Origin of the sequence: Pseudoalteromonas sp. JC3 (assembly GCF_030291895.1) — a bacterium.
Classification (GTDB): domain Bacteria; phylum Pseudomonadota; class Gammaproteobacteria; order Enterobacterales; family Alteromonadaceae; genus Pseudoalteromonas.
The window spans coordinates 3,576,548-3,596,927 of sequence record NZ_CP127855.1; the positions used below are offsets into that span (position 1 = coordinate 3,576,548).

Annotated in this window: 20 protein-coding genes; 10 read left to right on the forward strand and 10 right to left on the reverse strand. The window is 44.7% G+C overall.

The genetic code is table 11. The features are described from left to right. The 4 genes from ligA to QSH61_RS15570 all read right to left on the reverse strand — a co-directional run bounded on the left by ligA (window position 1) and on the right by QSH61_RS15570 (window position 7,018). Window positions 1–2,019, reverse strand: a complete 2,019-nt coding sequence (gene ligA, locus QSH61_RS15555) for an NAD-dependent DNA ligase LigA (RefSeq protein WP_206473054.1) — start codon at window positions 2,017–2,019, stop codon at window positions 1–3. 66 nt (window positions 2,020–2,085) lie between these two features. Then, complete coding sequence (zipA, locus tag QSH61_RS15560; protein ID WP_174169728.1) at window positions 2,086–2,811, reverse strand: cell division protein ZipA; 726 nt, start codon at window positions 2,809–2,811, stop codon at window positions 2,086–2,088. A gap of 18 nt (window positions 2,812–2,829) precedes the next feature. Beyond that, entirely contained in the window at window positions 2,830–6,219 is a 3,390-nt protein-coding gene (locus QSH61_RS15565) for an AAA family ATPase (protein WP_206473056.1), read from the reverse strand. A gap of 64 nt (window positions 6,220–6,283) precedes the next feature. Beyond that, the gene (locus QSH61_RS15570; protein ID WP_010607584.1) at window positions 6,284–7,018 is read right to left on the reverse strand and encodes a TrmH family RNA methyltransferase; all 735 of its coding nucleotides are present in this window, start codon (window positions 7,016–7,018) and stop codon (window positions 6,284–6,286) included. Window positions 7,019–7,145: 127 nt separating this feature from the next. On the opposite strand from QSH61_RS15570, the gene QSH61_RS15575 reads away from it, so the two are divergent. Beyond that, window positions 7,146–7,442: a hypothetical protein gene (locus tag QSH61_RS15575; protein WP_010378819.1), complete on the forward strand. Its 297-nt coding sequence runs from the start codon at window positions 7,146–7,148 to the stop codon at window positions 7,440–7,442. 32 nt (window positions 7,443–7,474) lie between these two features. On the opposite strand, the gene gpsA is transcribed toward QSH61_RS15575, so the two are convergent. The 4 genes from gpsA to QSH61_RS15595 all read right to left on the reverse strand — a co-directional run bounded on the left by gpsA (window position 7,475) and on the right by QSH61_RS15595 (window position 9,759). Beyond that, window positions 7,475–8,482, reverse strand: a complete 1,008-nt coding sequence (gene gpsA, locus QSH61_RS15580; RefSeq protein ID WP_010607583.1) for an NAD(P)H-dependent glycerol-3-phosphate dehydrogenase — start codon at window positions 8,480–8,482, stop codon at window positions 7,475–7,477. Between the two features lie 3 nt (window positions 8,483–8,485). Continuing rightward, window positions 8,486–8,974, reverse strand: a complete 489-nt coding sequence (gene secB / locus QSH61_RS15585; RefSeq protein ID WP_010607582.1) for a protein-export chaperone SecB — start codon at window positions 8,972–8,974, stop codon at window positions 8,486–8,488. An 83-nt stretch (window positions 8,975–9,057) separates the two neighbouring features. Then, a complete protein-coding gene (grxC, locus tag QSH61_RS15590) occupies window positions 9,058–9,315 on the reverse strand; it encodes a glutaredoxin 3 (protein ID WP_206473070.1) in 258 nt (85 codons plus the stop codon). 12 nt (window positions 9,316–9,327) lie between these two features. After that, window positions 9,328–9,759, reverse strand: coding sequence for a rhodanese-like domain-containing protein (locus tag QSH61_RS15595; RefSeq protein ID WP_010378806.1), 432 nt, complete (start codon window positions 9,757–9,759; stop codon window positions 9,328–9,330). Between the two features lie 277 nt (window positions 9,760–10,036). On the opposite strand from QSH61_RS15595, the gene gpmM reads away from it, so the two are divergent. The 5 genes from gpmM (at window position 10,037) to QSH61_RS15620 (ending at window position 15,294) form a co-directional block, all read left to right on the forward strand. Next, window positions 10,037–11,578 carry a 2,3-bisphosphoglycerate-independent phosphoglycerate mutase gene (gpmM, locus tag QSH61_RS15600; RefSeq protein ID WP_045990307.1) on the forward strand — a complete coding sequence of 514 codons (1,542 nt, stop codon included), beginning with the start codon at window positions 10,037–10,039 and terminating at the stop codon, window positions 11,576–11,578. A 12-nt stretch (window positions 11,579–11,590) separates the two neighbouring features. Beyond that, entirely contained in the window at window positions 11,591–12,736 is a 1,146-nt protein-coding gene (locus QSH61_RS15605) for a murein hydrolase activator EnvC family protein (protein WP_174169725.1), read from the forward strand. Window positions 12,737–12,774: 38 nt separating this feature from the next. Further along, window positions 12,775–13,986 (forward strand): S41 family peptidase, encoded by a 1,212-nt coding sequence (locus QSH61_RS15610; RefSeq protein ID WP_010378798.1) that lies wholly within the window; start codon window positions 12,775–12,777, stop codon window positions 13,984–13,986. 81 nt (window positions 13,987–14,067) lie between these two features. Then, window positions 14,068–14,811, forward strand: a complete 744-nt coding sequence (locus QSH61_RS15615) for a divergent polysaccharide deacetylase family protein (protein ID WP_045990310.1) — start codon at window positions 14,068–14,070, stop codon at window positions 14,809–14,811. Window positions 14,812–14,820: 9 nt separating this feature from the next. After that, the gene (locus QSH61_RS15620) at window positions 14,821–15,294 is read left to right on the forward strand and encodes a GNAT family N-acetyltransferase (RefSeq protein WP_174169723.1); all 474 of its coding nucleotides are present in this window, start codon (window positions 14,821–14,823) and stop codon (window positions 15,292–15,294) included. Window positions 15,295–15,315: 21 nt separating this feature from the next. Here QSH61_RS15620 and QSH61_RS15625 read toward each other — a convergent pair whose 3' ends face one another. Further along, window positions 15,316–15,969 carry a DUF2987 domain-containing protein gene (locus QSH61_RS15625; RefSeq protein WP_174169722.1) on the reverse strand — a complete coding sequence of 218 codons (654 nt, stop codon included), beginning with the start codon at window positions 15,967–15,969 and terminating at the stop codon, window positions 15,316–15,318. Window positions 15,970–16,106: 137 nt separating this feature from the next. Between QSH61_RS15625 and QSH61_RS15630 the strand changes: the two genes are divergently transcribed. Continuing rightward, window positions 16,107–16,526: a CBS domain-containing protein gene (locus QSH61_RS15630; protein WP_010378791.1), complete on the forward strand. Its 420-nt coding sequence runs from the start codon at window positions 16,107–16,109 to the stop codon at window positions 16,524–16,526. Between the two features lie 60 nt (window positions 16,527–16,586). Here the strand turns inward: QSH61_RS15630 and pepB are convergent, their stop codons facing one another. Further along, entirely contained in the window at window positions 16,587–17,882 is a 1,296-nt protein-coding gene (pepB, locus tag QSH61_RS15635; RefSeq protein WP_102057504.1) for an aminopeptidase PepB, read from the reverse strand. Between the two features lie 76 nt (window positions 17,883–17,958). Here pepB and sfsA point away from each other — a divergent pair, with 76 nt between their 5' ends. From sfsA to gluQRS, 3 genes are all read left to right on the forward strand, one after another. Continuing rightward, window positions 17,959–18,678: a DNA/RNA nuclease SfsA gene (gene sfsA / locus QSH61_RS15640; RefSeq protein WP_010607573.1), complete on the forward strand. Its 720-nt coding sequence runs from the start codon at window positions 17,959–17,961 to the stop codon at window positions 18,676–18,678. Between the two features lie 174 nt (window positions 18,679–18,852). Beyond that, a complete protein-coding gene (gene dksA / locus QSH61_RS15645; RefSeq protein ID WP_017216564.1) occupies window positions 18,853–19,296 on the forward strand; it encodes an RNA polymerase-binding protein DksA in 444 nt (147 codons plus the stop codon). 10 nt (window positions 19,297–19,306) lie between these two features. Continuing rightward, a complete protein-coding gene (gene gluQRS / locus QSH61_RS15650) occupies window positions 19,307–20,254 on the forward strand; it encodes a tRNA glutamyl-Q(34) synthetase GluQRS (RefSeq protein ID WP_174169719.1) in 948 nt (315 codons plus the stop codon). Window positions 20,255–20,380 lie beyond the last annotated feature (126 nt).

A 20,380-nucleotide genomic window follows, 5' to 3' on the forward strand; every position in this document is an offset into this window, starting at 1 on the left:
CTACTCGTATTTGTTTAACAGTGCGATCAGCGCCTCTTCATCGAACACCTCAACACCTAGCTCTTGTGCCTTAGTGAGCTTAGAGCCTGCTTTTTCGCCGGCATAAACTGCATCCGTATTTTTCGACACACTACCCGCGACCTTAGCGCCAAGCGCTTGCAATCTCGCTTTAGCATCGCTGCGGTTCAGTTGGCTCAAGGTTCCAGTCAACACATAAGTTAGCCCTGCTAAAGGCTGTGCATCCTCTGACGGTGCTGCCACATCTTGCCAAGTTACACCCACTTCAATCAATGCAGTTACCACCTCTTGATTGTGCTGCTCGGCAAAAAAGCTATGAATGTGCTGCGCAACAACAACACCAACATCACTTACTTGCTGTAGAGTATCAATGGAGGCGGCCATCACTTTTTCAAGCGTCAGGAAGTGATTTGCCAAGTTTTGTGCTGTCGCTTCACCGACTTCTCTGATCCCAAGCGAATACAAAAATTTGGCTAACGTTGTTTGCTTTGCTTCTTCAAGTGCCGCAACCAAGTTTTTAGCAGACTTAGGTCCCATACGTTCAAGAGACTCAAAATGCCCTTGTCTTAAGATAAACAGATCGGCAGGGGTTTTGATTAGCTCGCGCTCAACTAACTGCTCAACTATTTTGTCGCCAAGGCCATCTATGTCGAGGGCCTTTCTCGATGCAAAGTGCTTAATTGCTTCTTTACGTTGTGCACGGCACACTAAACCGCCAGTACAACGCGCAACCGCTTCTCCTTCAACGCGTTCAACATGAGAATCACACACCGGACAAGTATCTGGGAACTCAATCTCTTTGGCATCATCTGGACGCCTATCTAACACGACCTGAGTTACCTGAGGGATCACATCCCCAGCTCGGCGTACAATAACGGTATCACCAATCTTTACACCTAAACGCGCAATTTCATCACCATTATGAAGCGTGGCATTCGATACCGTAACACCACCAACAAAAACAGGCTCTAAGCGTGCGACGGGCGTGATCGCCCCAGTACGACCGACCTGAAACTCAACATCAAGCAGCTGAGTGATCTCTTCTTGTGCAGGGAACTTAAATGCAATCGCCCAGCGCGGCGCACGAGCAACAAAACCAAGCTGCTCTTGCTGCGCTTTATCATTCACTTTGATCACTACGCCATCAATTTCATAGGGAAGCTCAGCACGGCGCGTCATGATATCTTGATAATAAGCCAAAGCTTGCTGTGCATTATCGACAAGCTTTGTCTCAGGGCTCATTGGCAAGCCCCAACCTTGTAATTGCTGTAGCTGCGCATAGTGCTCGTTGGCCAGATCACCGCCTTCAACTAAACCCATAGAATAAGCATAAAACATCAATGGACGCTTAGCGGTAATTTTTGAGTCTAATTGGCGCAGACTTCCCGCTGCCGCATTCCTTGGGTTTGCAAAGGTCTTATCACCTTTCGCTTGCGCCGTTTCATTTAGCTTAATGAAACCCGCGGTATCCATAAAGACTTCACCACGCACTTCTACTTCATGCGGAATATGTTCTCCACGCAGTTTCAGCGGAATATTGCGAATGGTTTTGACGTTCTCAGTGATGTTTTCCCCAACTTGACCGTCTCCCCTTGTCGCCGCTTGAACGAGCACACCATCACGATACAAAATAGACACCGCCAAGCCATCGAGCTTTGGTTCACAGCAAAAAGTAACATCTTTACTTGTCAATAGGCGCTCTTTTAAACGGCGATTAAATGCCGTAAATTCACTCTCGTCGAAGGCATTATCGAGCGACAACATAGGTACTCTGTGTGTTACTTGCTCAAACTTGCTAAGCGCTTCACCACCCACTTTCTGTGATGGGGAATCAGGACTTTGTAACTCAGGATGCTGCTGCTCAAGCGCCATCAACTGGCGCATCACACGATCATATTCCGCATCAGGCACACTTGGGTTATCTAAAACATAATATTGGTAATTGTAATCTTCGAGTTGCTGCCTCAGAGCAGCAACTTGGCTTTCAATGTTGTCTGACATTTAAACCTCTAAACGTAAAAAGCCACCAGCGGATGCCAGTGGCTTAAAAATGATTCTAAGTAGCGATTAAGCGGCGAATTCACGCACTTTTTCAACATAACCGCGCACGGCTTCAACCGTTAACGGTTCGCGGTCTTTATCAAGTACAGTTGCGCCAAACTCTTCAGCTAGTTTTTTCGATGCACTGTGAAGCATATTAAATGCAGCCAAGTTATCGCCTTCACAAGGTAAGGTCATAAATAGGCTAATGCCAGCGGTGCTAAATTGCTCCATGTTATCGATATCAAACGTACCTGGGTTGTACATGTTTACCAATCTAAATAACACAGGACCGTTTCCGGACGGCTCTAAATGGCGATTGAAGAAGCCCTCATCAGAATATTTAAATCCAAGGCTTAACACGGTTGGTAACAACCTTGAACCTGCCATTTTCAGGCCTTCAGGCATATCAACGTGAAGAATAATAAAGTCTTGTGGCTCTAATGTACTCTCTTCAGGCTCAGCCTCTTCAGATCCACTGCTCTCAGTTTGCACCTCAGTTTCAGACTCTTCCGTCGTTATAATGCCCTCAGTCGCAGGCTCGTCATCTACCGCACTAAAGGTCATCTCTCCAATTTCAGGTTCGTCAGGCTCTTTATCGTGATTCGGCGTTTGCTCTTTGAGTTCATTGGGCTCCTTTTTAGAAGCTTTATCGCTGCTCTTCTTACGAACAGACCAAAGTCCATGTATGAGTAACCCGCCTATGACCAACGCACTGATCACGATTAATGCCCATCTTAACTCTGTGGCCATTGCTCACCTTTTTTGTTGTTATGCCTGTGCCATTTGCACCGCTTGTTCTATATCTACGGCAACCATGCGCGACACCCCGGGTTCTGCCATGGTTACCCCCGTCAGTCTACCCGCCATTTCCATAGCGACCTTGTTATGACTGATATAAATAAATTGCACTGTTTGCGACATTTCTTCAACCAAACGACAGAATCGCCCTACGTTTGCGTCATCAAGCGGTGCATCTACTTCATCCAGCATACAGAATGGGGCTGGATTAAGCCTGAATATTGAAAACACCAATGATAATGCGGTCAGCGCTTTTTCTCCACCACTTAACAGATGAATTGTCGAGTTTTTCTTACCAGGCGGCCTTGCCATGATAGAAACACCACTTTCTAACAGGTCATCGCTAGTCAATTCTAGATATGCATTCCCTCCACCAAACACTTTAGGAAACAACTCAGCTAAATCTTCATTCACTTGATTAAAGGTGGCACTAAAGCGGGTTTTGGTCTCTTTATCAATTTTTCTGATCACCGCTTCTAACGTTTCTAACGCATTAGTGAGATCATCCAGCTGTGTATCTAAATAGGTTTTACGTACCTTCGCTTCTTCAAACTCTTCAATTGCGGCTAAGTTTACAGCCCCTAACTTACCAAGATCATTACTGACTCGACTCAAATTGGCTTGATACTGGCCCAAGTTTGCGTCTTCAGGTAATTCCGCCAGTTCCGCTTTTAGCGTCCGACCAAGCTCCTGCAAAGGTTCAAGTACCGCTTGCGCCTTTATCATCAAGCTTTGCTCTTCAAGTTTCACTTGTTGCAAAGACTCATTGAGTTTACTCACTTCGCCTTGTGCATCTTTTAATGCCGCTTGTTTTTGGGAAAGGTTTTCCTTGGCTTGGTTGAGCGTATCCAACATCGTTTGCTTTTGCGCCTTAGCTTCTAGATGTTGGGCGAGCAATAATTCAATGTCTTCATGTGCCTCCGCGAGCGGCTCTTCACAAAGCAAAATATCTTCTTGTGTTTGCTCGATGCGCTGGTTTATTTCATCGCGACGATGTTGCAAGTGTTCCAACTTAGAATTGCTGAGCTGTAGTTCACTTTCTGCCTGCTGCGACGCAAGTTTAGTGGTATGAACTAATTGCTGCGCTTCTTGTAATGCGGCCCGTCGAGATTGACTATATTGCTTGAACTCGGTCAACTTAGCCTCGGCCAGCTGTTGTGTTTGTTGTGCTTGCGCTAGCAGCTCATCACGTTGTAATTGCTGTTCAGTATAAAGCTCAAGTTGTTCGATGACCTCGCCTCGTTCTTGAGCAATGACATCAAGCTGTTCCTGAATTTTCTGTCCTTGCTCACGCCAAGCGCTCAGATTCTCATCCAGCATTTCAACTTTGGTTTTATGGCTGGCGATTGCTTGGGCCTTTTCGTGAACACATTGCTGTATTTCTAATAAACCAACTTGCGTGTCTTCAAGAGCAATACGCTTTTGTGCTACAACCTGTTCAGCCTCTTCTGCGAGTTGTTGCAAATGAGGAAGTTGAGTATGACATGACTGCAATTGGGCATAGCGTTTTAACGCGCCACTCTCTTCATTGCTTTTCGTCTTGGCCTTAAAGTTATCTCCCACAATAATGCCACCGACCGTCACGCCGAGAAGGAATTGTTCACACGATTTAAAGTCTGTAGATTCAGCACATAATTTTATTTTCGTTAAAAAGCTGGGGAACAGCCCTGAGCTTATTTTTGTCGCAACGGAATCAGCGGGAACTTCGAGTTCAGTGGGCCATAGCGTATTCATTTCGCGTTGCTCAACGACTAAATGCGTCAACCCAAGCAGTGCCGCCTCCACGCACTCTTCATACCCAGACTCAACAACAAGCTGCGATAACATAGTCGTAGCAGAAGTCTCCGACGTTTCCTCTGCCCAGCGTGATAACGCCTTTATTTCAGATTGCACTTCTTGTAACGCCTGAAGCGCTTTTTGAGCATGAGTCTGTGCCTGTAAGATTTCTTCTTTATTGGTTTTCTCTTGATCTTGCAACTTACCAGCTTGGCTTTGTAATTTAGCCATCGCTTGAACTAACTGATGATGTGCATCCTGAGCTTTAGCCAAGTCATTTTCCAACATAGATGCGTGATGCGCGTCAGCCTGTTCCTGCAACTCAGCCTGACGCTTATCTATGTGCAGTTTAGCTTGCTGTTGTTGCGCTAATTGGCTTGCCCCTTGCTGTACCTGAGCATGTATTTGTTGATACTGCTTCTGCGCGTCACTATACTGTGCTTCTAATTGAGTTTGCTCTGTGTCACTTTGCTCATTTGTGAGTTGAATTTCTTCCAATTGCAATAGCGCAATCTCAAGTCGCTCAGAAACTTCAGCGACTTTTTCAGCACTGCTCGCCACATACTCGGCTTGCTCGTCTTGCGCCTCAATCACTTCTTGCTGTTGTGATTTCAGTATTTGGGACTGCTCAATAAGCTGACGCTTTTTTTCAGTTAGATTGACTTTCTGTTGCTCAAGCGTTGCCAACTGGGTTTCAATTCGGTGCACGCTATGTTGTGCTTGCTCATAGCCATCATTGAAATGCTTAATTTCATGTTCTAGCGTCGCCAAAATGCTGTCATGGCCACTGTGAGCTTCATTAAAAAATGCTAATTTTTCGTTGAGTTTGGCAATTTCTTTGGCTTTTATTGCCTGCTTTTGCTCAAGGCTTTGCCACTTTAAAATTGCTATCCACGACTTTAAGTCACGTTCTTGCGACTTTAAAGACTTATATTCGCTCGCCTGTTGTGCTTGAAGTGCCAGTTTATCTAGCTGACTCTGTAGCTCTTGCCTAACATCGAGCAAACGCTCCATGTTTTCGCGAGTACTCTTGATGCGAGTTTGAGTTTCTCGTCGACGCTCTTTATATTTTGAAATTCCGGCGGCTTCTTCTAAAAAAACTCTTAACTCTTGCGGCTTACTTTCGATCAAGCGAGAGATCATCCCTTGCTCGATAATTGCGTAACTGCGAGGACCTAGGCCAGTACCTAAAAAGATATCCGTGATATCGCGCTTACGGCACTTACTACCATTTAAAAAATAAAGAGATTGGCCATCTCGCGTCACTAAGCGCTTAATGGCAATTTGGTTACGATCTGCAAACGTGCCGGGCAACCGGCCTTGAGTATTATCAAAAATCAGTTCTACAGAAGCTTGCGAGATAGGTTTACGTTTGGTCGAACCGTTAAAAATAACGTCCGTCATGGCATCGCCACGGAGGTTTTTCGCGGAGCTTTCTCCCAGTACCCAGCGAACTGCATCAATAACATTAGACTTACCGCAGCCGTTTGGCCCAACCACACATGTCATCTGGTCAGGAAACGGGATCTTGGTTGGCTCTACGAAAGATTTAAAGCCGGCCAGTTTGATGCTACTCAGTCGCATAGCTTATTATTATTGTTCGCGGTTACTTTTGAGAATAAGACAATTCATTAGTAAGATCTATGAGTTAGCAATGACAGCGTTTAATATTATCCAAAATGATCCCGGTAGCCATCGCCACATTCAATGATTCAGCACCACCAAACGCAGGAATAGTCACCTTTTTATTGATGTGCGCCGCTATGGTATCGCTAATACCATGAGACTCGCTGCCCATGACCAACACGGCATTACGACTAAATTGGCACTGATGTACGCTCTCACCACCAAGGAATGCACCATAGCACTCGCCTTGATATTGTTTTAAAAAGGCCTCGAGATCGGTTCTCACCACATTAACACGCACAAATGAGCCCATAGTGGCACTGATCACTTTAGGGTTAAATTGATCGGCGCAGTTTTCGCTTACCACGAGCTGCGTTAATCCATACCAATCAGCAAGACGAATAATGGTACCGAGATTACCCGGGTCTGAGACTCCATCTAATGCCAACACCAGCCCAGCAGTATTGATTTCTTCTGCTGGCGGCATTGCAACGACCGCTATCGCCGCATTATTTGACACCAAAGTACTCACCTTGCTCAACACTTCCTCTTCTGCTTCTACACAGTCAATATTAACGAGTTTGGATTTATACTTTGTCATGAACTCATTGGTCGCGAACAGCTGTTCAACAGCCAACCCAGCATCAACTAACTCAATCACATTCTTTTCGCCTTGTACTAAATACAGGCCATGTTGTTTGCGATATTTTTTTTGCCCTAAAGCACGAAGTAGTTTTTGTTGATTCTTGGAGATCATGTGCACCTCAAAAGTTGGATTTACCATTATACCTGTTCAGTATCAGATAAAAAGCGTTTCCACGAGGCATTAAGCTAAGAAATTATGTTATCTTGTGCCGAATGACACACAAGGCATAGAGGTAATCATGTCACCTGAGCTAACGCTTATTTTACTCAACTTTATTCTACTTTTTGTGGCCTACGTATTCGTTTACCCAAAGTTAAAAGAGAAAAGTCTCGCCAGTATCAGCAAACAAGATTTATTGGTTACTGCGGTTTCTTTAGTCGTGTCTGGAAGTTTGTACTATGGCAAGGATATCGAATTTTCGTTAGTGTTTTTTAAGAGTAATTGGGTGGTGTTTACGATTGTCGCATTTAGCGTGATTGAAATCCCATTTTTACTGTGGTTTAAGCGTCGCTATAACATTAAGTTTGGAGAGTAATAGAGAGGTAGCTACGCCTCTCTATTCGATTATCACTCAGCTCGCTTCTCGCGACCAAGTAACGCCATTGCGGCTTCTTTCACATCTTTTTGCTCATAAAGCACTTGATAGATCTGCTCAGTGATAGGCATTTCAATACCCGTGCGTTTGGCAAGTAGATAAACTTCTTTGGTATTGCGATAACCTTCGACCACCTGACCTATACTCGACATCGCCTCATCGACCGACTTTCCCGAGCCAAGTGCAAGGCCAAAACGGCGATTACGCGACTGGTTATCCGTACAAGTGAGAATCAGGTCACCAAGCCCCGCCATACCCATAAAGGTTTCAGAGCGCGCGCCTAACGCACATCCTAAACGACAAAGTTCAGCGAGTCCTCGGGTGATAAGCGCCGTTCTAGCATTCGCACCAAAACCAAAGCCGTCAGACATGCCCGCGCCAATTGCGATAACATTTTTGACCGCGCCGCCGAGCTGAATACCAATAAAGTCTTCGTTGCTATACACCCTAAACGAGCGACCGCAATGCAACAGCTCTGCGAGCTCTTCACGAAACTTTGCACAAATCGAAGACACTGAAATAGCAGTAGGTAATCCTGCGGCCATTTCTTTTGCAAAAGTAGGTCCACTTAGCACCGCCAGCGGCACATCGTCACCTAACACATCCAGTGCCACCTCTTGCAATAATCGCCCAGTATTTGGTTCGAGCCCCTTGGTTGCCCAAGCTACTTTTGCATTCTCAAGTAGCATAGGTTTAATCTTCTTTAAGGTGTCTGCAAACGCATGACTTGGCACAACCACCAAAATACGCTCGCTAGACTTAACAGCCGTTTCTAAATCGGCCTCGAGTTCAAGCGTGTTTGGAAACTGGATGTCAGGAAGATAACGTTGGTTTTTGCGCTCAGCTGCTAGCGCCTCAACGTGTTCACTATTGCGTCCCCATAGTGTCACTTGGTGACCATTTCGGGCGAAACAAATAGCAAGGGCGGTGCCATAAGACCCCGCCCCCAATACAGTTACAGCTGATTTTGCTGTACTCATCAATTATGCGTCAGCAGTTTGCTCAGGCTGTGCTTGAGCCGCACGTTGCTGCATATACTGAGCGAATAATGCGTCAAAGTTAACTGGCGCAAGGTTTAACTGTGGGAAAGTACCACGGTTAACCAGGCTAGCTACCGCTTCACGCGCATATGGGAATAGGATGTTAGGGCAGAATGCGCCTAGCATGTGTGCCATTTGCATTTCTTCAAGATCTGCAATTGCAAAGATACCAGCTTGTTGGATTTCACATAGGAATGCAGTTTCTTCACCAATAGTTGCCGTTACCGTTAGCGCGAGAACAACTTCAAAAACGTTGTCATCAAGCTTTGCTGAACGAGTGTCCATGTCTAGCTTAACTTCTGGTGTCCACTCTTTTTGGAAGATACCTGGTGAGTTTGGCGTTTCAAACGATACATCTTTAGTATAGATACGTTGAATGTTGAACTGAGCGCCTTCTTGTTGTTGTTCTGCTGCTTGGTTTTGTTCTGCCATGATAATTTCCTAAATTCTGTTGTGATCCTGCTAGTTCCTAGCAGTCATTATAAAAAGTAAGCTGAGCCAAAGCTCAATCAATCTTATGCTTGTAATAGCTTATCGAGTTCGCCTTTCGCTTCAAGCGCCATCATATCGTCGCAACCACCAATATGGCGCTCAGCGATAAAGATTTGTGGCACGGTATAGCCACCGTTGGCTTTTTCGATCATCTCGTCACGAAGCTCTGGCTGTGCGCCAATATCATACTCAGTGTATGTGACACCTTTTGCATCTAATAGTGCTTTTGCACGATGACAAAATGGACAATAGTCTTTGGTGTAAATTACGACTTGGCTCATCATAGACCTCAGTTATTTTCCGTTAGAGATTGGTAAACCCGCACTTTGCCATGCGCCAATACCACCTGATAATACGTACACTTGCTCGAATCCAGCTTTGTGCATGTTATCAGCAACAGCAGATGCCGTCATACCTGTGTTACAGACCAATATAATGGGCTTAGATTTATGTTTTTCAAGACCAGCAAAATCTTTTTGCTTGAGTTTTTCCGCATTCACCTGTTCAGAACCTGCAATGTGACCCTGGTTAAACTCTTTTGCTGCACGCATATCGAGTACCTGACCATCTTGGCGGTTAACAAGCATAGTCAACTGCTGGGGGTTAATTTGTCTAATTTTAGAAAACTGACTCTTAAACCAACTACTCACTAACATCGCGGCTAACACAACCCAAATGATGCTAAGTACCGGATGGTTACCTAAAAACGCAACGTATTGTTCCATTAATTTATCAACCAAAAATTATTAAACGATAAAGTGGCAGCAAGTATACCTGCTTTATTCTCGACAAAACAGACTTGTTCAACATGAGCAAATATCAATCTCAAAGTTGATAATTCATCACTGTGGGGCTGAATATTCATACAAAAACAGGTATTCTACTTACCAGCAACCAGAGCAAGCTTATCGAAGCGCTGCAGCCCAAGTTAGTAAATCTAACCTTGTAGCGTTTGCTATAAGACATCAACATCGTGCCTAATTCAGGATTTCAGGAGCGCAAATGACAGCTAAGAAAAAGCCATTGGTATTAATGATTTTAGACGGTTGGGGCTATCGCGAAGAAAGCGAGAGCAATGCTATTTTAGCAGCCAATACCCCAGTATTAGATGAACTATGGCGCTCTGCTCCGCACACCTTGATTTCAGGTTCAGGCCTTGATGTTGGTCTACCGGATGGACAAATGGGGAATTCCGAAGTTGGCCACGTTAACCTCGGTGCAGGACGTGTGGTTTATCAAGACTTCACGCGGATCACTAAAGCGATTGACGATGGTGAGTTTGAGCACAATCCAGCTCTGGTTGAGAATATCGACAAAGCCGTGGCAAAGGGAAAAGCCGTTCACCTAATGGGGTTATTGAGCCCAGGTGGCGTTCACAGCCATGAAGATCACATTGTTGCGGCAATTAAATTAGCAGCTGAGCGCGGTGCAACCGTTTATTTGCACGCATTTTTGGATGGCCGCGATACACCACCTCGCAGCGCACAAGCATCAATTGAAAAAATGGAAGCCTTGATGCAGTCACTCAATTGTGGCCGACTAGCGTCTATTATTGGTCGCTACTATGCTATGGACCGTGACAATCGTTGGGACCGCGTCGAGTCTGCATACAACCTGATGGTAAGTGGCGACGCTGATTTTACTTATAGTAATGGCGTTGAAGCGCTACAAGCAGCTTACGCGCGTGATGAAAATGATGAGTTTGTTAAAGCATCAGTGATCACCGAAGCTGGGCAACCTGCCGCTACTATCAATGATGGTGATACGGTTATCTTTATGAACTTCCGTGCAGACCGAGCGCGCCAGATGACCCGTGCTTTTGTCGATGCTGACTTTAACGGCTTCGAAAAACGCAAAGCACCGGACTTAAGTGCGTTTGTTATGATGACTGAATACGCTGCCGACATTAAAGCCCCTATCGCTTTCGCGCCTGAAGCACTTGTCAATGTGCTAGGTGAATGGCTAGCTAAGCACAACAAAACTCAGCTGCGTATTTCAGAAACGGAAAAATATGCCCATGTCACTTTCTTCTTTAGCGGCGGTCGCGAAGATCTCTTTGAAGGTGAAAAACGTGAACTTATTCCTTCTCCACAAGTTGCCACTTACGACTTACAACCAGAAATGAACTCAGAAATGCTAACTGATAAGTTAGTTGAAGCCATTCATAGCGGTGAGTTTGACGTCATTATCTGTAACTACCCGAATGGTGATATGGTTGGACACTCTGGTGTATTTGAAGCCGCAGTAAAAGCATGTGAAGCCGTTGATAAGTGTATCGGTCGTGTGGTTGCAGCGTTAAAAGAAACCGGTGGTGAAGCTCTGATCACAGCAGACCACGGCAATGCTGAGCAAATGCAAAACCCGAAAACGGGCCAAGCTCATACAGCACACACTAGTGAGCCTGTACCGTTTATTTATGTAGGTCGTGATGCAGAGCCACAAGCAGGAAAAGCACTAAGCGATGTTGCACCAACAATGCTGCATTTACTTGGTATGGAGCAGCCTAGCGAGATGACAGGCACTCCAATTATGCGTTTAAAATAACGGCCTGCCTGTATGCCGTTAAAAACGACATTTCACTATGCCGCACTTCTCGGTGCGGCGTTACTCATGACAACAGCGCCCGCTGTTGCCAACGAATCTAGAACCAAACAAGACTTAAGCGAAGTTCAGCAACAGCTTAAAGCTAGCCAACAAGCATTAGAAAAGCAGCGCGGTGAAATTAACAGTCACGAAGCAAAGCTCAAAGCCTTCGAACTTGATATTGCCAAAAGTGCCAAAGCTATCTCACTCACAGAAATCGGGATCAAAGAAAACCAAACCGAGCAGGCCGAACTTAAAAAGCAAGAAAGCACGCTGTTAAACGACAAGAAAAAATTTGAAAAGATCCTTGCGGCTCAGCTAAAAAGTGCCTACATGACGGGCTCTCATGATTATTCTAGAATGTTACTTAATCAAGAGCATGCAACAAAGCTCGAGCGCACCATTGCCTATTATGATTACCTAAATAAAGCACGTATTAAACAACTCGAACAACTGAAATCTATCGGCCAAGAATTGGCACAGACTCAAGCTGAGTTAGCAAGAACACAAGCACGCTTAGAAGCGCTACAAAACCATCAGAATGAACGCTTGGAAGCGCTCAAGAAGGCGCAGCAAGAACGTCAAAACCAGCTTGCAAACCTAAATAACAAACTCAGTGAAACACGCTCTGCCATTGCTTATTTAAAAGAAAATGAACAAACCTTAATCCAAACGTTAGAAGAGCTTGCCAAGGCACAAAGAGAAGCCGAAGTACGTTTAGATGGATTAGCCAAACTCAAAGGCAAAATGAGTTTACCAACCAAAGGTCGAATTAAACATAAATTCGGCCAAAGCAAACATGCAGGCATGAATTGGAAGGGCGTCCTCATTGGTGCAAAAGAAGGGGCTGAAATTGCGAGTGTCGCCCCCGGTCAAGTTGTGTATGCAGATTGGTTAAATGGCTTTGGCTGGGTTATTGTGCTCGATCATGGCCATGGTTTTATGAGTCTATACGGCCACGCACAAACGCTGCTTCGCGATGTTGGCGATCAAGTTCGCAGTGGTGAAGTGATCGCTTTGGTAGGACAAAGCGGCGGACAAAGAGATCCTGGTCTATACTTTGAAATACGGCATAAGGGAAGCGCTGTAGATCCGATAAAATGGTGCAGATCCAGTTAACTGAATAACCCGTGCTGCACCTTGATGAGGAGCAGCACATGAATAGACAAACCCGTTTTTACGCGCTCGCAGCGCGCTATGTTGCATTATTAAGCTTCCTGCTTTTGTTAAGTTTTAGCGCTTTTAGTCACGCGTCTACACAAAAGTTCTCGGCTCAAGAAATCGATGAAATCCTGTATCATATTCACACCTATTATGTTGAAGACTTGCCTCTCAGTCGCTACAACGCGGGCAACTTATCGAGCCTCTTTGATAATTTAGATCCCTACTCTAAATACCTCAATGAGGAAGACTTGGAATCCATCTTCAGTGCAGCAAATGGGCGCTACACGGGACTCGGTATTGAAGTCGAAGAGCAAGATAATTACGTGATTATCTTGGATACCCTGCCCAATTCACCAGCAGCCCAAGCAGGCATAGAGAGCGGTGATAAACTCCATGCAATCAATGGCGCTAATGTCGCGGGTAAATCGATAGAAGAAGTGTCTGCCCTACTCAAAGCTGCAAATAAAAATCTCATCAATTTAGTAGTATTAAGACAAGACGAGCTGGTTGCACTTGAGCTTAAACGTCAAGAGATAGTCATTGAAAGTGTCGCCAGTAAACTCTTAAACGACGGCACCGGCTTTTTAAGCGTCAACAGTTTTAATCATCACACCTACCATGATGTTGCAAGACACATAAACCGACTACAAGTACAGTTAGGTAGTCCGTTGAAAAAGCTGGTTATTGATTTACGTGACAACCCAGGTGGTACACTTAATAGTGCCGTGGCAATCTCAGATCTTTTTTTAGATAGTGGCACAATCGTCACGACCAAAGGCCGCTTCTATGACGCCAATCAGGCTTACATTGCAAAGCGGGGAGATATTTTAAATGGTGCGCCTATTTTGGTATTAATCAACAATAATTCCGCTTCAGCTGCCGAGATTTTAGCCGCCGCACTCAAGGATAATAAACGTGCCTTAGTCGTTGGCTTACGTTCCTATGGTAAAGGCTCGGTTCAATCCTTGATCCCGATTGGCAATGGCACTACTGCATTAAAGTTAACGACAGCGAGATACTACACACCTGCAGGTACATCAATTGAAGGTAAAGGCATAGAGCCCGATGTATATTTTACCAAACAAGCGCTTTCCCTGTTGGATAAAAGCGCTATAATCACTGGTGAAGAATCAATCAAAACAACAGGTATTGAACAACTTGCCTCGCATTGGCCTAAGGCACTGGCGTTAGTTCAATCACAGTAAATAAAAAACGGTCCTGTAGGGCTGTAAACTATAATAATAATTTGTGTGCTAAAAAAAATAATCGGGATAATACTGGCCTGCATGACTTTTGCAGTGCCAGCAAAACAGTTTGCCATTGTTATAGACGATATTGGCAATCACCAACGTGACTTAGAGTTGCTGTCCTTACCGGGTGGGATCACCTTTTCGATCCTGCCCCATACGCCTTTTTCTCAACAATTTGCCTTTGCAGCCAGCCGCCAACAACGCGAGCTTTTATTGCATGTGCCAATGCAGGCACAAGACACGGAAAAGGCCCTTGGTCCGGGCGCATTAACCACCGATATGGAAAAGTGGCAGTTGCAAATGACACTTGGCAATGCGCTATCGACACTGCCTCAGGTTAAAGGCGTAAACAATCACATGGGCTCAGCATTAACAGAACAAATAGAGCCAATGAAATGGACAATGGAAATACTAAAAAAGCGCGGATTATACTTTTTGGATAGCCGTACCACTAGCCACAGTCAAGCCCAATATGCTGCCAACCTTTACGGCGTAAAAAACGTCGCTCGACAGGTCTTTCTAGATAATGATATATCCACTGAGGCGCTCAACAAGCAGTGGCAACATATGCTTAAGCTACTTGATAATCACGAGCATGTTATTATCATTGCGCACCCATATAAGGAAACCGCCGCCTTTCTTGCAGCCAAGTTAGCTGAGCTTGAAAGTATTGATGCCAAACTGGTACCCGTCTCTCAACTGGTTGAACAAAAATACGTACGACTTGCAGAAATTGCTGAGCAGCATGCTATTTCCGGACAATTAAGACTCCAAGAATAAAGATTAACAATGATTATCATCAGACAGTTTCAAAACGGCGAAGAAGCCGTGCTACGCAAGCTTATGTTTGACACAATACGCTCGGTAAATGTACAGCATTACTCCAATAGCCAAGTTAATGCATGGGCACATAGCGACGTTGCCGATAAAGGCTGGCAAGACCGATTAAGGAACAATCAGCCCCTTGTCGCCGTACTAAATGGTAAAATTGTTGGCTTTGCCGATATCCAAGCTGACGGTCTTATTGATCACTTTTTTTGCCATGCGGAACATCAAGGCCAAGGCATAGGTAAAGCACTTATGCTCGCACTCTTAGAACACAGCAAAATAACCAACACAACGCGCTTATTTTCCCATGTTAGTAAAACGGCTAAACCTTTCTTTGAATATTTTGGTTTCCAAGTGATAAAGGAACAACAAGTGACGGTTCGTGGCGAAGTGTTAACTAATTACCTGATGGAAAAGAGTATGCCTGCCTGCTAGCAGGCATACGAACTTTCTTCCCTAATCTATGGGCGCAAACCGCGTGGGTAAGGCACTAAATTGCAAGGATGGATTTTGCTTCATCCACGTTTTCTTATTAGGGATTTGGATCTTAAATTCATCATCCGTCACAAACTTTTGGGTTTTACCCTTGGCATTCACAAACTGAATTGATGCAGGCTCGGTAAATGTAAACTCTAGTTCATCAAAGCTTGGAGCAAACCAAGACAAGCTACCTGCCATCAACTCAACAAAAGCGTCCATATCCTCTAAAAGAATAAACAAATCGCGATACATAACCTGCTGCTTAGTCAACGGCGCTATATCGGTATTGACCAGAATCGCAACGGCACCTTTTTCTTGATTGATCACTAAATTAACTTGATCTGCACGAGACTGCGGGAGAATAGGTAAATCAATATTGCCGTCTTTGTCTATGATACCGTTGGCAATGATCTTGTCATCTTGCTCCAGCCAAAGTTTAACATCCTCTAGCGCGATATCAGGCTGCTTCACTTCCACAGTAAATTTAGACAAGATATATTGCGACTGCGCTTTGTTGGCGATTAAATCTAGAATTTGATTAATCTCACCATATTCAACACTTCGCTCAGCGGCGAAAACAGAGTTGCAAAGTAAGCTCGCAACAGCACCTAACATCAGTAACTTTTTCATTGGGTTATCCTTTATTATTGTTGTCTTCATATGAGGAGTTCTTCGAGAAATAGTTCAAAACTTGATCTCAATTCCATACATGCCAAATAGATCAGGCTAAACTCAACATAAGCATATGGAGTGAAAAGGAGTAGCAGATGACCCAAACCGTAGCTGATTTAATGACCCCAGATCCGTTCGCAGTGATTGCTGAAAATACCTTGCAAGATGCGCACAATTTAATGAAAGAAAAAAATGTTCGTCACATTCCAGTGATTGACGAAGCAGGAGCCTTGGTTGGTATGCTCACGCAAAAGATTATGATCGCCAAGGTAATGGGAATAATGGCAACCTATGGCGCAAATGCGCTTGCAAGAAAAGAAAAGCAAACAAAAGTACAAGATATTATGGCGACCGATTTTGCGAGCGTGCGCCCAAGCCAATCACTACAAGATGTGGTGCGCTTTTTTGTCGATAATCGCCATGGCTGTATGCCTGTGGTAGACGAGCAAAACAAATTGGTTGGTATACTCACTTCATCAGACTTTGTGCGACTCGCTGCTGCACTCTTGTCTTAAACGTGGTAACAAGCGAGTGTATTCCACTGACTCGCGGAATACACTCAGCTATTAGCATGATTACGCTTTTTCTTGGAGCGTTCTCGCTACAGTTCTCATACCTAAAGTCGTTGCACCCGCAGCCCATTGACCACTAGCGCTATTTTGGAAAGAAGCCGCAAGGTCGATATGCACCCAACCTTGACCTTCATTTGGTACAAAGCGAGATAGGAAACCCGCTGCATTTGATGCACCACCAAAACCGCCACCTTTTTGCGCTCGGCTGTTAGCAGTATCCGCATAAGGCGATGGACAGTTATTTTGGTGCCACTTTTCTAGAGGCAATGGCCACGCGGCTTCAAATTCGTCACTCGCGAACTGCTGCACATCACCGACAAGTGTTTTGTCTAAACCAAATAACGCATTGTACTCTTGGCCTACAGCAACGAGCGCGGCGCCCGTTAATGTCGCGGCATCAATGATAAGCTCTGCGCCTGTTTCACCGGCAGCCATCAAGCCATCAGCAAGCACCAAGCGACCCTCTGCATCGGTATTTACGATTTCAACTGTGGTACCATTTTTGTAGGTAAGAATATCACCTAACTTATAGGCATGGCCTGAGATAAGGTTCTCAGCACAACATAGGAACAACTTAACACGACGGTCAAAACCACGTTGAATAGCCAGCGCTAAACCAGCCGTTACGGTTGCGGCCCCGCCCATATCACACTTCATCGTAAGCATGCCTTCGCTTGGCTTAATCGAGTAGCCACCTGAGTCAAACGTGATCCCTTTACCCACAAGCGCAGCGCTAACTGGTGCGTCATCATTACCTGTTGGGTTGTAGTCAAGCTCAAGCAACACAGGAGGACGCTCACTGCCGCGTCCCACTTCGTGGATACCAATCCATTGCTGCTCTAACAGCGCGTCGCCTTTAATGATTTGATAGCTAACATGCTCAGGTGCCAATGACTGAATAAACTCAGCCGCTTTTCCAGCAAGGCTTTCAGGATAAATATCTTCGGCCGTCCCGTTGATCATCTGACGCATCCATGTTGCCGACGCTTTTAGTGCATCAAGTTCGTTAAGACTTGACTGGTCGTTGTCAACAAACACCACACCATCTAATGCTTTTGGTGACACAAAACCTTGATAAAAAGCCCATTGAGATTCAGTACACCACAAGCCACCTTCTAGATGAACTTGTTTAATCCCTTGTTGTGCGATGCTACGAGCCGCCTTTTGAATATTCTTCAGCGTTTCGTCTTGTTGTAAATGGATAAAAGCACCGTCCTTTTCAAACGACAATGCAGCACCAGCAGATAAATACTCTGGTTTTGCGTCTTCACTCAGTCGTACAATAAATTTCTCTGACATTCTCTTTTCACTCTTGTGCTTGTAAGTGTGGTTAAGTGTACACTAGCCACTAAATACACCCAACCTAAAGCGACCAATGAAGTTTTCTAGGCAATTACAACAAGCAACCTTGCTCAAACGATATAAACGCTTTCTAGTCGATTTACGCGCCCCAAGTGGTGACGAATTCACCGTACACTGCGCCAATACGGGTAGAATGACCAATTGTGCAGATCCGGGATTTACGGCCTATTACTCCACCAGCGATAACCCTAAACGAAAGTACATTCATTCGTTGGAGCTGACGCAAGATAATGATGGTCATTTTATTTGTGTAAATACAGCGGTGGCCAATAAAGTGTCTGTTGAGGCCATAGAGCAAGGAAGAATAACGCAACTGCAAGGCTACAAAACACTTCAAACTGAAGTGAAATACGGGGCTGAAAATAGCCGAATTGATATTTTGTTGAGCGACCTCGAAAATGGACAATCCTCGCAATTCTGCTACGTTGAAGTAAAGTCGGTGACTTTGCTCGAGCAACAGCAAGGTTTTTTCCCTGATGCAGAAACCTTAAGAGGTCAAAAACATCTTAGAGAATTAATCCACATTAAACAGCAAGGTCATCGTGCGGTGTTACTGTTTGCCGCGCTCCATACAGGGATAAATTGTGTCAAACCAGCCAGCCATATCGATCAAAAATATGCAGCGTTAGTAAAAGAAGCAATTTCTCATGGAGTAGAAATCATTGCTTACCGAGCGCATATTGACGACAACCAAGTACAATTAATTGAAGAAATTCCTTTTGATTACGCTTGACTTTTTTCATGCTGCCCACATATAGCCGTGATAGTTTTCTCCCCCAAATAGTTAAACATTGAAAAAAGTGGCTGACATTTGCAGTAAAAAAGTGTTTGCTAAGGGGTAAAGATTTTGCTATTTATACCCGCCGGCGAAAGCTGGGGTTATGTATTAAGGATTTAGGAGAATGGTATGCCAGACCAGAAAAAACTAGGGTTATTGGCTCAAGCCGGTGTAGAACCTTATCAAGAAAAGCCAGGCGAAGAATACATGAATGAAGCACAACGTGCTCATTTCAAAGCGATATTAGAAGCATGGCGTGCCGATCTACGTAATGAAGTAGATCGTACTAAGACACACATGCAAGACGAAGCGGCAAACTTTCCTGATCCTGTGGACCGTGCAGCGCAAGAAGAAGAGTTTTCTCTTGAACTGCGTACTCGCGACCGCGAGCGTAAGCTAATCAAGAAAATTGAGAAAACACTTCAACTTATCGAAGATGATGACTTCGGCTTTTGTGAGTCGTGCGGTATTGAAATCGGCATTCGCCGTTTAGAAGCGCGTCCAACAGCTGATCTTTGTGTTGATTGTAAATCTCTCGCAGAAATCAAAGAAAAACAACAAGGCAGAGGATAATCTCAGCCCTGTGTCCCCAAGCTTAAAGCAAACTGGGAGCTATCGCGGTCGATTTGCTCCCTCGCCTTCTGGACCGCTTCATTTCGGCTCTCTAGTGGCCGCCCTGAGTAGCTATTTAGATGCAAAAGTCAATCAAGGTAAATGGCTCGTTCGCATCGAAGACATAGATACACCGCGCGTAGTTGCGGGTGCTGCCGACAATATATTAACCACTCTTGAAGCATATGGCCTTTATTGGGATGAAGACGTTGCCTATCAATCACAGCGCCATGCTCTATACCAAGCCTATTTGACGACACTGAAATCAGACTCCCTTGTGTATGCATGTCAATGTACAAGAAAGCAAATTAAAGCAATGGGTGGGTTTTACGACAATCATTGCCGAGCTTTAGCGCTAAGTTGGCAAGATAATGCTTTACGCCTACAGCAGCGCTGTCCAGTTACTGAATTTAATGATGCAATACAGGGCATGGTTGTCATTCCCCCTGCAATTGCGCATGAAGATTACATCGTTAAACGCCGCGATGGCTTATTTGCTTATCAATTGGTGGTGGTCGTTGACGACATAGAGCAAAAGATTAGTCATATCGTGCGTGGTGCCGACCTGCTAGAACCCACAGCAAGACAAATTAGTTTATTTCGGCAACTCAATCAGCCATCACCTAAGTACGCTCACGTACCACTGGCTGTCGCAGAGCCCGGATATAAGTTATCTAAGCAGAATCATGCTCCAGCTATTGATAACCATAACCCGTTACCAACCCTTTATGCCGCGCTGCGTTATTTGCATGTGCCGGTCGATTCTCTCCATAATTATCAAGATGTTGAGGCATTACTGACTCACGCTATTGATATTTTTAGTCTAGATAGCGTTCCTAAAGTACAAGAAATTCAACTAGACTCTCTAGAAAATGGCGATTTTGCTTTTCGCCCACTGTTTTCAAGTACTTCAATTTAGTCTCATTTGAGTATATGATAGCGAGCCTTAAATGCGACCTGTTTTAAGACAAAAGCAGTGGTTCACAACAACTAGAATAGAAAACTTGATTGCTCAGGAGACGAGTTATTATTTCCAAGCTTGTAA